The organism is uncultured Brachyspira sp., from assembly GCF_944393015.1.
GTDB lineage: Bacteria > Spirochaetota > Brachyspiria > Brachyspirales > Brachyspiraceae > Brachyspira.
Genome location: NZ_CALXYQ010000028.1, coordinates 24,895 through 38,840 on the forward strand (window position 1 = coordinate 24,895; position 13,946 = coordinate 38,840).

A 13,946-nucleotide genomic window follows, 5' to 3' on the forward strand; every position below is an offset into this window, starting at 1 on the left:
TTATGTTTAAGGATAAAATTTTATTAATAACTGGTGGTACCGGATCTTTCGGTAATAAAATGCTTAGATACTTTATAAACAATACTGATATAAAAGAAGTAAGAGTATTTTCCAGAGATGAAGAAAAACAGGATAGAATGCGCACAGAATTAAAAGATGATAGGATCAAATATTATATTGGTAATGTTAGGGATTATAAAAGCATAAATGAAGCTTTAAGAAACGTGGATTTTGTATTCCATGCTGCAGCGTTGAAGCAAGTACCTTCTTGTGAATTTTATCCTATACAAGCAGTGCATACTAATATAATTGGTTCAAGTAATGTAATAGATGCATGTATAGAAAATAAAGTAAAAAAACTTGTTATGTTGTCAACAGATAAAGCTGTTTATCCTATTAATGCTATGGGTATGACAAAAGCCATTATGGAAAAATTAATGATTTCAAAGTCTAGAAATTTACCAAATGATGGTAATACCACTTTATGTGCTACTAGATATGGAAATGTTATGGCTTCAAGAGGTTCTGTTATTCCATTATTTATAAAACAGTGTAAAGAAAATAAACCTTTAACAGTTACAGACCCTAATATGACTAGATTTTTAATGTCATTAGATGAATCAGTAAATTTAGTATTATTTGCTTTCAACAATGCTGTAAACGGTGATATATTTGTGCAAAAGGCTCCAGCTTGTACTATTATGGATTTAGCATTAGCAATTAAGGAAATATTTAATCCTAATGTAGAAATAAAAATAATAGGTACAAGACATGGCGAAAAAACTTATGAAACTTTAATAAATAAAGAAGATATGATTAAAGCTGTTGATATGGGAAATTTTTATAAGATACCTGCTGATAATAGAGATTTGAATTATGATAAATATTTTATAGATGGCAACATAGAAATATCATCTAAAGAAGAATATAATTCAGATAATACAATTCGTTTAAATAAAGAAGAAGTGAAAGAAAAACTTTTATCTTTAGATTATGTAAAAAATGAACTTCAATAATTTTGAGTAAGTAATTAAGGAATATAAATGACAATCCTAAATAAAATAAGTTTATTTATTTTTATATTCATAATAGTTCAAAATAATTTATTTGGATATATAGATCCTGGTACTGGAAGTTTATTATTTTCAGCAATTTTTGGTATAATAGGTACACTTTTTTTCTTGTTTAAAGCTTTTTTAATTAAAATAAAAACAGTTCCTTTTTATAAGAATAGAGCTAAAATAAATTTAAATAATAAAGCTAAAATAATTATTTATGGTGAAGATAAAAGATATTACAATTTATTTAAGCCTATAATAGAAGAACTTATCAAATTAGAAATACCATTAATATATTACAGTTCAAGTGAGGATGATCTAATTTTCAATATAAAAAGTGATTTATTATATACAGAATTTATAGGTGTAGGAAATAAAGCTTATGCTAAATTAAATTTTATAGAAGCAGATATATGTTTAATGACTACACCCAATTTGGATGTATTCCAATTAAAACGTTCTAAAGGTGTAAAAAAATATATACACATAACACACTCCCCAGGTTCTATAGGTGTATATAAAATGTATTCTCTTGATTTCTTTGATATAGTTCTATTGAATGGTGAACATCAAATATCAGATATAAGAGAATTAGAAAAATTAAGAGGTGAAAAAGAGAAAGACTTATATGTTGTTGGAAGTCCTTATTTGGATGAACTTAATAAAAAATTGCAAAAAATAAAAGAAAGCGAAAACATAAAATCTGACTCTATATTAATAGCCCCTTCATGGGGACCTAATGGGCTTTTAAAAAAATTTGGTAAAAAATTAATAGATTCTATTTTAACTTTAAATTATAAAGTCATTATACGTCCGCACCCTCAATCTTATATAAGCGAAAAAGAAATGATTAATTCATTAAAAGAAATATATAAAGATAATACTAATATAGAATGGGACAATAATACGGATAGTTCTTATTCTTTTCTTCGTTCAACAGCTATGATATCTGATTTCTCAGGGGTTATATTTGATTATTCTTTTTTAATGGAAAGACCTGTCTTAATACCAGATTTCCAGTATAAAAAAGATGGTTTTGATGCTTATTTTCTTAAGAATGATATATGGCAATTAACAGTATTACCTAGAATAAGTATTAAATTCTTTGAAAATAATATAAATGAAATACATAATATTTTATCCAACCTCATAAATGATGAAAAATTTATAGCTGAAATAAAAAAAGCAAAAAGTGAAGCTTATATGTATATTAATGAATCATCTAAAAAAATTTCTACACTATTATTTAATATGATAAAGGAATAATTAAATGTTTACAAATGACATAAAATATTGGGAAAAATATTATTTAAAAAATAATATACCATTTGAACCAACTCCATTTTCAAAATTTATACTTCAATATTTAGAAAATGGAAAAAAACTAATTGAGTTTGGATGTGGTAATGGTAGAGATAGCATATTTTTATCTAATTTAGGAATAAATGTTTTGGGTATTGATCAAGTAAATAATGAAATAAAATTTCTAAATAAAGAATTTAGTTCTGATAATCTAAAATTTGTATGTTCAGATTTCACTAATTTAGATTTAGATTTTAAATTTGATTATGCATATAGTCGTTTTACACTTCATTCTATAGATGAAGAAGCAGAAAATAGAGTTTTAAATTGGGTATCTAATCATTTAAATGAAAATGGACTTTTTTTTGTAGAAGCTAGAAGTATAAATGATGATCTTTATAATTCTGGTACTAAAATTAGTAATAACGAAAACTTTACAGATCATTATAGAAGATATATGGATAAATCTATATTTATATCTAAATTAGAAAAATTAGAATTTAAGATAATTTATTCAATAGAAGATAATGGTTTAGCAATATATAAAAATGAGGATCCTAAAATAGTTAGGATAATCTCTAAAAAAATATTTAAGAATTAGGATGATAAAATATATGGTACTTTTAGACATACTTTATAATATAACTATATATCCTATAGAATTTATAATAGAAACATTATTTTATTTATTTAATAATGTATTTCAATATAGTTACCCAATAAGTTTATTTTTATTAAGTTTATCTGTTAGTATTTTATCATTACCATTATATATTACGGCAGAAAAATGGAAAAAAGAAGAAGAAATAATACAATCTAAAATGAAACCTGATATAGATCATATAAAAAAAAATTTCAAAGGTGATGAAAAATTTTTATTAATACAAGCTTGTTATAAAATATATAAATATAAAACAGTATATGCTTTACGAAGCACTTTAGGATTATTAATACAAATACCATTTTTCCTTGCTGCTTATAATTTCATTCATAATTTGCAAGGACTTGAAAATATATCTTTTTTATTAATTAAAGATTTAGCTTCTCCAGATAAATTAATACATATAGGAAATACTAATATAAATATTCTTCCGTTTATTATGTCATTTTTTAGCTTATTATCAGGTATAATATATTATAAAAGAGGAAGTTTTAAAGATAATTCACAAATATATATTATTCCATTAATATTTTTAATATTGTTATATAATTCACCTTCAGGTCTTTTATTTTACTGGACATTAAATTGTTTTTTCTCTTTAGTAAAGAATATTATTATAAAATATAAAAATAATATAAATATTAATGCATTAAAATCTATAACCAAAAAACTTAAACTATTAGATATCCATATCATTCCAAACAATATAAAAAAAATTAATACTATAATAATAATAATATTAAGCTTATTATTATTAATAATGTTTATTTTATGCAATATTCAAAGAAAAGGTTATTTAGATAAGTTCGAATTAATATCCAATAATCTACAATCTTATGATTATAATATGCGTATATCATATTATAATAAAATATTTAGAAATAGTGACATATTTGGTGTTTACATAGACAAAAAATATTTAAATAATAACAATATTTTAAATATAACATTTAATGATTATGGAAGTCCTTTTGGTGTAGTAACTTTAAATGATACTATAGAAAATATAGGAAAAATAGAGATTAAATATAAATTATTTATAAAAAATTATATAATTTTAATATATATAATACTTGTATCAATTTTATTATTAATTAATTATTATAAAAATATTATAAATATAATTCACAATATATTAAATGATAAAATATCTGAAAAAAGAACTTTGTTACTATTTATGTCTTGCTTAGTTTCAGCTATATTATCTGGATTATTTATACCAACGACATTAATAGCTAATTCACCACAAGAATTTAAAGAACATTATTTTTTAATAATAAATAACATATCAATTGGAATAGGATTATTTTTATTTTACCCTACTTTTATATACTTTTTATTTTCTGATAAAATAAAAAACTGTATTACTATATTATTCACATATTTTTCTTTTATAATTATGATTAATGTTTTTATAATGAAAGGTAATTATATTAATATTAACGCTAACTTCATATTTGACAATACTGAATTATTGAAAGCTTCATTTAATGAAACATTATTAAATTACACATTAATTATATTATCAATATTAATTGTAACTTTTTTATTGTATAAAAGAAAGATTATTATAATTAATATATATATTATTATATTATTATCACTAATATCAATATCTATTTTTTCTATGAATATAATAATTAAAGAAAGTTCTAAAATTAAAACTTACAATAAACTTAACAATGCAAAAATATTTAATATATCTAAAAATGGTGAAAATGTATTTGTATTTTTTCTCGATAGGGCAATATCATCATATTGGGTAGATGCAATTGAAAAATATCCTGAATATAAAGAAAAATTAGATGGATTCATAATATATCCTAATACATTATCCTATGGACAAATAACAGTTCAAACAGCAAGCTTATATGGGGGATATGATTATCTACCTTATGAACTTAGCACTAATGGAAATTATATAATAAAAGATAAACATAACGAAGCAATATTGAATGTACCTTTAGCATTAGAAAAATATGGATATAAATCTACAATTTTTGACCCTATGTATGTAAATTTCAACGATTTTACTGATTTAAGCATATTTGATGACTATACTAATATAAATGCTTATGCTTATGCTAATATAGATACTTACGCTTTAAATAAACATGTAAAAAATCTTTACATGGATTCTAAAAATAATAAAAATATTAGAGCATTTAGATTTTCAATATTAAAAATGTTGCCTATTAGTATGAGATCATTTTTTTATGATAAAGGTACTCTATTTATAAATAATATAGATATGATGAATACAAGTATTTATTATTATTCAATTTTATTATCTATAAAAGATTTTATTTCAATAAATGAAAATGGAAATTACTATAATATTGCCCGTAATGCTGTAACACATGAGCCTTATTTCTTTAATGATGATTATTTACCTAATATTAGATTAAAACCTGTTAATAATGAAGATCTTATAACTTATAAAGATGAATACAGTGTAAGGTTCTATTATGCTAATATAGGTACTATTAATGCCATAATAGATTTAATTAATTTTTTAAAGGAAAATAATGTTTATGATAATACTAAAATAATACTAGTATCTGATCATGGTCAGGCTGTAAATACAAAAGTATTTCAGACAACCTTCCATAGTTACTATAATGCTTTACTTATGTATAAGGATTTTAATTCAAGAGGAAATATAGAAATACATACAAATTTTATGACTATAGCGGATACAGCATATTTATCAACAAAACATATTCCTGGTATCAAAGATGTATTTAACAATAAAGTGATAACAAATGATTATAAAACTAATGGAGCTAATATACTTTATTTTAAAACTTGGAAAATATCAGAACAATTTACTAACAGATATAATTTTGACTCTTTTTTTAATGTAAAAGATGATATTTTTGATTTAAACAATTGGAAAGTATATAGGGTAGACTGGAAAAATAAACAATATGCAATAGAAGAATAAGTTTAATATTATTTTCCTTGAATAAAATAATTATTATGATATAATAAAGGACAATTTAATGACAACACAACACAACACAACACAACACAACACAACACAACACAACACAACACAACACAACACAACACAAAATAAAATAAAATAAAATATTTCTTTATAAAAATACTTATAGCCATAGCATAAATTCATGCTATGGCTTTTTATATTTTAAATAAATTTTTTTAAAAAAGGAGATAAAAATGGACTACAAATCTATAATTGATGATATAGTATGGTGGATACCATTCAAAAAATTAAGAAATAATATTAGAAATAAAATAAATAAAGATATAGATATACATATAAATAATTTGATGGAAGAAAAATTAAATAACATAAATAATTTAATAGAAGAAAAGTTAAATAATGTAAATTATAATATTAATAGTCTTATACACATAAATAATCTAGAAAAATTAAATAATATAACAGAAAGTATAAGTTATAGAATCAGAAAAACTACGCCACAACCATATTTATATGTAGTTGATTTTCACATTGCTGAACATTGCAATTTAAACTGTTACAGTTGTAGTAATTTTTCTCAGCTTGCAGAAGAAGAATATATTGACATAGAAACATTTTACAAAGATGTACATAGATTATATGAATTAACGAAAGGTTTAATAAAAGAAATTCATATAATTGGAGGAGAACCATTATTAAATAAACAATGTGAAGAATATTTTAAAATAGTAAGAACATTTTTTAAAACAAATATTTTGCAATTATGGACAAATGGCATACTTTTATTAAAGAAAGAAGATAAATTTTGGCAATCTTGTAAAAACAATGATGTAGAAATTGTTATTACTAAATATCCTATAAAATTAGATTTTAATGAAATAGAAAAGAAAGCTAATGAATTTGATGTAAAAATAAAGTATACTAATCCTGACGGAGAAAAGAAAAGTTGGAAATTTATATTAGATGATAAAAGAAAAAATGATGGATTTTATAATTTTACAACTTGCGTTATGGCTAATACTTGTGTTTCTATAAAAAAAGGAAAAATGTATACTTGTGCATTTGTTCCAAATATAGAGCACTATAATAAATATTTTAATAAAAATTTAGAAGTTACAGAATTAGATTATCTCGATATATATAAGATAAATAGCTACAAAGAAATACTTGAATTCTTATCTAAACCTATTCCATTTTGTGAATATTGTAATGTAGAAAAATGGAAAACACTTGAAAGTTGGAAAAGCTCAAAAAAAACTATTGAAGAATATAGTGATGATTGATATTTTACGCTTAAATATTTATTATACTTTAAGATTAATTTTTTTAGTTTCATTGCAAGAATTATATTATATGTTATAATAGCAAAAACATATTAAAGGTTATTAATGACAGCACAGCACAGCACAGCACAGCACAGCACAGCACAGCACAGCACAGCACAGCACAGCACAGCACAGCACAGCACAGCATAAAATAAAACATTTCTTTATAAAGGAATTTATAGCCAGAGCATAAATTTATGCTCTGGCTTTTTTTATTTTAAATTAATCTAAGGAGATAAAAATGGACTACAAATCTATAATTGACAATATAGTATGGTGGATACCATTCAAAAAATTAAGAAATAATGTTAGATTATTACTATTAAAAACAATAAACTCTAATAATGAAATTGCTAATTGTAATAATGAATTAAACATTATAAAACATAAGCTAGATTTAATATATTCAAATACAACCTTATTATCTATGCATTTAGGAATAGATATATGTAATAAAGCACATCCTTTATACATAAACGACAACTATAAAACACATTATTTTGTTGCTCAAGATATGCAAGATTATATAGCATATCAATATCTAAAAAGTATTAAAAATGATTTTTTTTCAAATGGATTTTACATAGATATAGGAGCACATGATGGTATATCAGGAAGCACAACTTTAATTTTTGAAAAATTAGGTTGGAAAGGAATATGTGTAGAGGCTAATCCTATTAATTATGAACAATTATTAAAAAATAGAAAAAACTCACTTTGTATCAATGCTGCTGTTTCAAATCAAAATATGCCAAAAGCTCAATTTGTAGATATCGAAATACACAATTTTTTAAGTTTTTTAAATTTAGGTATTTCAGATGAAGAATATAATAATAGATTAGTAAATGCTAAAAAATATTTGGAATCTTTGGGAATATTAAAAGAAAATGATGAATTAAAATTAAATTTCATTGATGTAGAAGTTATAAACTTTGATGAAATTATGAAAAAATTCCCAAATGTTAAACATATTGATTTTTTATCAATAGATATAGAAGGTGGAGAACTAAATTTATTAAAGTCAATAGATTTTCATAAATTTAGTTTTTCTATGATAGGCTTAGAAGGTCATGATAATATAATTATTGACTTTATGTTAGAAAATGGATATAAAGTTTTTACAAAAACTTTAAGCGATACTATTTTTATACCACAATAAAATACATAATATATTCTTAATATATTATTGTAGTTTATTTTTTAATAAATAATTCATAAACATTTAATAAAAATATTTTACATTAAAAAGTATATACTGTTATTAATATAGGTATATTTTGGGAAGTAATATAATTTTAATAGGATAAAAAATGAAAACGGTCTTTTTAACAGTATTATGTACTTTATTTATTTTTGTTTCATGCGGTAATTCAAATAATGCCAAACAAGAAACAGTAACTGATAATAGTACAACAGAAATCACACCATTACAGCTTAGTGAAAATGAAAAAGCTAATAATTATGAAGTTGTATATTTAGTAGCTGATACTGGCGAATATATTAATTCTGAAATATCACAAAATGAAAAAGGAAATTTCGGAGTAGTATATTACAGAGATGTCAATCAAAATTTAAATATATTTAATGTTACAAGAGCAGGCGAGCTTGATGAAGGAAATATATCAGCAACTTCTTATGATAATAAAACTTTAGAAGGAAATTTCCCAAGCACGTCATATCCTTTTGTGGCAAAAATAGACGGAAAAGAAATGACTTTCAAAGCAGCAAAAACTCCTGTAACAGGTGCTAGAATAATAGAATATACTTATTCAAATGTTTCTCCTGAATCATCAACTAATGGTCAAAGGTTCTTCCAATTCAAAACTGCAATATTTGCTTTAAAAAATGACAGCAAATCTGCAAGTATTGATAAAATTAATTTAGACATCAATAAAGATTTTGGAATAACTGATGCAAGCACTTTCAATGATTTGGGTAAATTATTAACAGCTCAAAGCTTGATAAACAATAAAATGACTCCTATCTATGATGAGTGGGTAAAATCAGATTATATATCACATATAGAAAATTATTCTTCTCAATTTGGTATAGACTATTTAAGTGAAAAAGTTGTATCTATAAATAAAATGGTTTATGAATACACAGGCGGAGCACATGGAAATTATGCTACAGTAAACAGCGTATATTCATTAGAAACAGGAAATCAATTAAAAATAGCAGACTTAATAACAGACTTAAAAAATGCTGACTTAATTAAATTAATAGTAGATAAGTTAGTAAAAATAGAAGGCAGAGATGCTAATTCTTATTTCGGATTAGATGAGCTTTCATTAGAAAACAACAATTTCTATCTAACATCAAAAGGTTTAGTATTTACTTGGGGAATATACGAGATCGGACCTTATGCAATAGGTGAGACTAGAGTATTAATTCCTATAGAAGAAATCAAACCTTATTTGAAAGACGAATACAAAACTATATTTGAATAATAAAATATTTGTATAATTTTTATAAGAGGATGGTTATTAATTTAACTATCCTCTTTTTATTATTTTTTACAAATATTACTTGACTAAAAATAAATAATGTACTATATTTATAGCATAAGCTAAAAATACTTAATTAAAAATATCTTTGAATATGTTCGAGTTTAATTTCGGAGGTATTTATATGAGTATTTTTAATAGCTTAAAACTTAATTGGCATTTTATCAATAACTGCAATATGCATTGCAAGTTCTGTTATGCTTCAAAAGATTCATGCAATATAAATTTATTCAAAATAGCTGAAAAACTTAAACCTTTTAAGTATATAAATTTAGTAGGCGGTGAGCCAACTATATACAAGAACTATATTCATTTATTGCATTATCTAAAATCACAAGGACATATACTAAGCATAGTAAGCAATGGTTCAATGTTTTTAAAGGATAACTCTATACTAAAAACAACTTTAAAATGCTGCGATGTTATAGGTTTAAGCATAGACTCATTAGACAAAGAAACTTGTATAAAAATAGGAAGAAGTGTAAAAAACAGCAAACCTATAACAAAAGAAGAATATTTATATTTAACTTACAAAATTAAAGAAAGCGGAAAAGCTCTAAAGATAAATACTGTTGTTAATAGATACAATTACAAAGAAAATCTAAACTCATTTATAGAAAAAGCCCTTCCAAACAAATGGAAAATATTTCAGGTACTCCCTATAGAAAATCTTAATTCCTGCAAAGAACTTTTAATAAGTAATGAAGAGTTTAACTATTTTCTAAATACTCATGCAGAAAATGAAAGAATAATGTATAGTGAAAACAATGATAACATGACTTCTTCCTATATAATGCTTGATGCTAAAGGCAGATTCTTTAACAACATTGATAATAAATATATTTACTCAAATAGTTTATTTGATGATGATGTTGATTTGTATGAAGAGTTTTTTAAAATGGATTACAGTATAGATAAATATTATGATAGGTACAAAAAAGCTAATTGATTGAATAGGTTAGTTTAAGTTTATAATTTATAAAAGGAGAAAAAAAATGGAAAAATTATATTATGATTTTAATAAAGAAAAATTAGAAGAATTAATAAAAAAATGGATAATTTCTTGTCAAAAAAAATTAGGAGATATAGAAAATGCATTCTTATATTTCAGCAATGAATTTATTAATAATAAAATATATATAGGTGATTTTTTGCAGTTAGTTAATTTTATTATAAGAGAATTTCAACATGCTCCAAATTCAATAACATTAAGTCAATTCTTAGAAAAAGGCATTATAAAAATAAAAGAGCACTTTGAAAGTCAAGGTAAAAAAGCAGATATAAATATATATGAAATACTCATATATATTTATTATACTGAATATGAATCTGATAAAGCATATTCAACAGCAAAAGAATTATTAGAAATTGATGAAAACAATAAAACAGCATTACTATCTATTGCAGGATATGAAGGAGAAATAAATGATTATAAATATGAAATAATAGATGCTGCTATAATAAATAATATTGCAATATATTATAGCAATAAATATGGATACGCATACTATGAAGATGAATACAACAAAATTACAGATGAAAAAGTACAAGAAAATATAAATAAATCTAATACAGAAGAGTATTTTAATAAAGCTGAAAAATATAATAAATATCTTATAACTCATTCAAATGATATATATAATATTATGAAACAATATAATATTCTAGAAAAGCCTTATATATATGTATGGTGTTATTATGCAAAATTATATCAGCATTATTTACCAATGGCACAGAGTAATTTAGGAGCATTATATAAAATAAAATATTTAAAATATAAAGATATAGAAAATTACAGAAATGCTGAAAAACTATTTCAAGAAAGTATAAAAAATTATGAAAACTTTTATATAAATATTCATCCGTATATAAAAGATCCAATTATTAATTTGGTTTATCTTTATTATGAAAATAGAAAATATAAAGAAGCTCATAAAATAATACATAAATATACTAATGTATTACCTCAAGACTCTGATTATTTTATGCTACTTGGAAGAGCTATATATAAAGAAGAAGAATGTAAAAGAAATGCTGATATATCATTAGAACATTTAAAAAAATCTATAAGACTTCTCAATTTTATAGATGAAGGTTCTTTTGAATATGCTATGATAGAAGCTTTTAGAAGTATAATGCTAATATATGAAATGCAGGAAAAAGGGCATATTCATTATGATGCTGCTAGAGAAAATTTAGAACAGTTATATATTTATCATTTAAAAAAACTAGAATTCAGTATACCAGCTGTAACAATAGCATTTGATATAAAAGCATACGAACTTTGCAGTAATATAGCTAGTTATATAATACAAAATTATAATTTAGACAAAGATTTATATACAATAATGTTAAAATATTTATTAGATTCTTTACATAGAGCAAATAAAGATAATACAGAAACTCTTATAAATATTTTTAACAAAGAAGATTTTAATAACTATGAATTAATTATTAACTTAATAAATGAATGTGCCAAATCTGAAGTTTTAAAAGAAGATATTAATATAAAAAACAAAAATGTATTAATAGATATTTATGAGATTATGAGCAACACAAGAAAAGAACTTGTAATTATGCGTTTATTTGATTATGTTAGAAATGCTGATGCCTATGCCCATAGAGAAATTGATGAAGATACAGGAGAAGAAGTTACTGATAGATATGCTAAATGGAAAGGAGAAAATTTAAATCTAAAATATAATAATAAAGAATATGTATTATGCTATCATTTTCATTCATCAAATGAAATAGAAAAAGATGTAAATGGAAATATTGTAAAAGATAATAGAGGCAAACCATTAAGAAGACTGCCTGATAAAAATTGGATAGCAATTAATCAGATAAGAGATTCATTAGCACATAGGGTTAATGAAAAAACAAGTGATGTCAATGAAGAAATTATTAATGCTAAAAAAGCAAGAGAGTTTATAAATGCTAACTTTGAATATATAATACAATGTTTATTTAGCGTAATAATAGAAAATAATTTGCTTACTGATGAACAATTCAGAAGCGATGAATTCTAATTGAATATTTTTATAAAGGTATTAATTATTATTTAGTTAATACCTTTATATTATTTAATTAAATATATTTCCAAGTGTAGCCTTTCTTCATTTCTAGAATTTGCTCAACAGTACCTTTCGCAATGATTTCTCCTCCGTTAGTACCGCCTTCTAATCCTAAATCGATTATGTAGTCGGCAGCTTTTATAACATCAGGATTATGTTCTATTATTATAACGCTATGTCCTTTCTCTACTAATTTGTTTAAAGCTATGAGAAGTTTATTAACATCATCAAAATGAAGCCCTGTAGTAGGTTCATCTAAAATGTATACAATATGCTCATCGCCTTGTTTTTTAGCTAATTCTGTAGCAAGTTTCAAACGCTGTAATTCACCGCCTGAGAAAGTATCAAGCCTTTGAGAAAGTTTTATATAACCAAGTCCAACCTCACTCATTATAGAAAGTGTTTTTGTGATTGATTTGTCAAAGTCAAAAAACGCTATTGCCTCATCAACTGTAAGCTCTAATACTTCGGCTATGTTTAAAGATTTGAATCTTACGGATAAAGTTTCATCATTATATCTTTTACCTCCGCAAGCCTCGCAAACAATCTCCATATCGGATAAGAAGTGCATTGCAATTTTTCTTATTCCTTTACCTTCGCATATATTGCATCTTCCTTCTTTGCCATTATATGAAAATCTGCCTGGTGCGAATGCCTTTGCTTTTGCAGTTGGAGTTTTTGCAAATATATTTCTTATTTTATCGAACACTTTACTATAGCTTACCAATGTACTTCTAATAGAACCAACTATAGAAATTTGATCAACCAATATAGTATCCGAAACAATACTAGGTATTTCAGCACTTTCAAATTTTGAATATTGATTTAGTCTGCGTTTTTTTAGGGCAGGGTAGAGAGTATCTATTATTAATGATGACTTACCGCTTCCAGATACTCCAGTAACAACTACTATCTTTTTTAATGGTATATCAACATCAATATTTTTTAAATTGTTTGTTGAAACATTTTTTAATTTTATGCATTCAGTTTCTTCATTTCTTACAGCAGTTTTTTCAAATACTTTTTTTCTCTCGCTTAAATAATTTCCTGTAAGTGAATTATCATC

Annotated in this window: 9 protein-coding genes and 1 pseudogene; 9 read left to right on the forward strand and 1 reads right to left on the reverse strand. The window is 23.5% G+C overall.

The window, feature by feature from the left end:
- The first annotated feature begins 2 nt into the window (after positions 1-2).
- From Q0K19_RS10025 to Q0K19_RS10065, 9 genes are all read left to right on the forward strand, one after another.
- The gene (locus tag Q0K19_RS10025; RefSeq protein ID WP_297247647.1) at positions 3-1,016 is read left to right on the forward strand and encodes a polysaccharide biosynthesis protein; all 1,014 of its coding nucleotides are present in this window, start codon (positions 3-5) and stop codon (positions 1,014-1,016) included.
- A 27-nt stretch (positions 1,017-1,043) separates the two neighbouring features.
- Positions 1,044-2,324: a CDP-glycerol glycerophosphotransferase family protein gene (locus tag Q0K19_RS10030; RefSeq protein WP_297247648.1), complete on the forward strand. Its 1,281-nt coding sequence runs from the start codon at positions 1,044-1,046 to the stop codon at positions 2,322-2,324.
- Between the two features lie 4 nt (positions 2,325-2,328).
- Positions 2,329-2,961, forward strand: coding sequence for a bifunctional 2-polyprenyl-6-hydroxyphenol methylase/3-demethylubiquinol 3-O-methyltransferase UbiG (locus Q0K19_RS10035; RefSeq protein WP_297247649.1), 633 nt, complete (start codon positions 2,329-2,331; stop codon positions 2,959-2,961).
- Between the two features lie 13 nt (positions 2,962-2,974).
- Entirely contained in the window at positions 2,975-5,968 is a 2,994-nt protein-coding gene (locus Q0K19_RS10040) for a YidC/Oxa1 family membrane protein insertase (protein WP_297247650.1), read from the forward strand.
- A 239-nt stretch (positions 5,969-6,207) separates the two neighbouring features.
- Positions 6,208-7,257, forward strand: a complete 1,050-nt coding sequence (locus tag Q0K19_RS10045) for a 4Fe-4S cluster-binding domain-containing protein (RefSeq protein ID WP_297247651.1) — start codon at positions 6,208-6,210, stop codon at positions 7,255-7,257.
- 283 nt (positions 7,258-7,540) lie between these two features.
- On the forward strand, positions 7,541-8,458 hold the full coding sequence (locus tag Q0K19_RS10050; protein ID WP_297247652.1) for an FkbM family methyltransferase: 918 nt from the start codon (positions 7,541-7,543) through the stop codon (positions 8,456-8,458).
- A 151-nt stretch (positions 8,459-8,609) separates the two neighbouring features.
- The gene (locus Q0K19_RS10055; RefSeq protein ID WP_297247653.1) at positions 8,610-9,749 is read left to right on the forward strand and encodes an RsiV family protein; all 1,140 of its coding nucleotides are present in this window, start codon (positions 8,610-8,612) and stop codon (positions 9,747-9,749) included.
- A 181-nt stretch (positions 9,750-9,930) separates the two neighbouring features.
- The gene (locus Q0K19_RS10060) at positions 9,931-10,755 is read left to right on the forward strand and encodes a viperin family antiviral radical SAM protein (RefSeq protein ID WP_297247654.1); all 825 of its coding nucleotides are present in this window, start codon (positions 9,931-9,933) and stop codon (positions 10,753-10,755) included.
- Between the two features lie 46 nt (positions 10,756-10,801).
- The gene (locus Q0K19_RS10065) at positions 10,802-12,835 is read left to right on the forward strand and encodes a hypothetical protein (RefSeq protein WP_297247655.1); all 2,034 of its coding nucleotides are present in this window, start codon (positions 10,802-10,804) and stop codon (positions 12,833-12,835) included.
- Between the two features lie 58 nt (positions 12,836-12,893).
- Here the strand turns inward: Q0K19_RS10065 and Q0K19_RS10070 are convergent.
- Positions 12,894-13,946: pseudogene (locus Q0K19_RS10070) on the reverse strand (ATP-binding cassette domain-containing protein); the annotation flags it as partial.

What these genes read in the sequence shown, in the direction of transcription:
- Q0K19_RS10025 (WP_297247647.1), top strand. Translation starts at nt 3, where the DNA reads ATGTTTAAGGATAAAATTTTATTAATAACTGGTGGTACCGGATCTTTC.
- Q0K19_RS10030 (WP_297247648.1), top strand. Translation starts at nt 1,044, where the DNA reads ATGACAATCCTAAATAAAATAAGTTTATTTATTTTTATATTCATAATA.
- Q0K19_RS10035 (WP_297247649.1), top strand. Translation starts at nt 2,329, where the DNA reads ATGTTTACAAATGACATAAAATATTGGGAAAAATATTATTTAAAAAAT.
- Q0K19_RS10040 (WP_297247650.1), top strand. Translation starts at nt 2,975, where the DNA reads ATGGTACTTTTAGACATACTTTATAATATAACTATATATCCTATAGAA.
- Q0K19_RS10045 (WP_297247651.1), top strand. Translation starts at nt 6,208, where the DNA reads ATGGACTACAAATCTATAATTGATGATATAGTATGGTGGATACCATTC.
- Q0K19_RS10050 (WP_297247652.1), top strand. Translation starts at nt 7,541, where the DNA reads ATGGACTACAAATCTATAATTGACAATATAGTATGGTGGATACCATTC.
- Q0K19_RS10055 (WP_297247653.1), top strand. Translation starts at nt 8,610, where the DNA reads ATGAAAACGGTCTTTTTAACAGTATTATGTACTTTATTTATTTTTGTT.
- Q0K19_RS10060 (WP_297247654.1), top strand. Translation starts at nt 9,931, where the DNA reads ATGAGTATTTTTAATAGCTTAAAACTTAATTGGCATTTTATCAATAAC.
- Q0K19_RS10065 (WP_297247655.1), top strand. Translation starts at nt 10,802, where the DNA reads ATGGAAAAATTATATTATGATTTTAATAAAGAAAAATTAGAAGAATTA.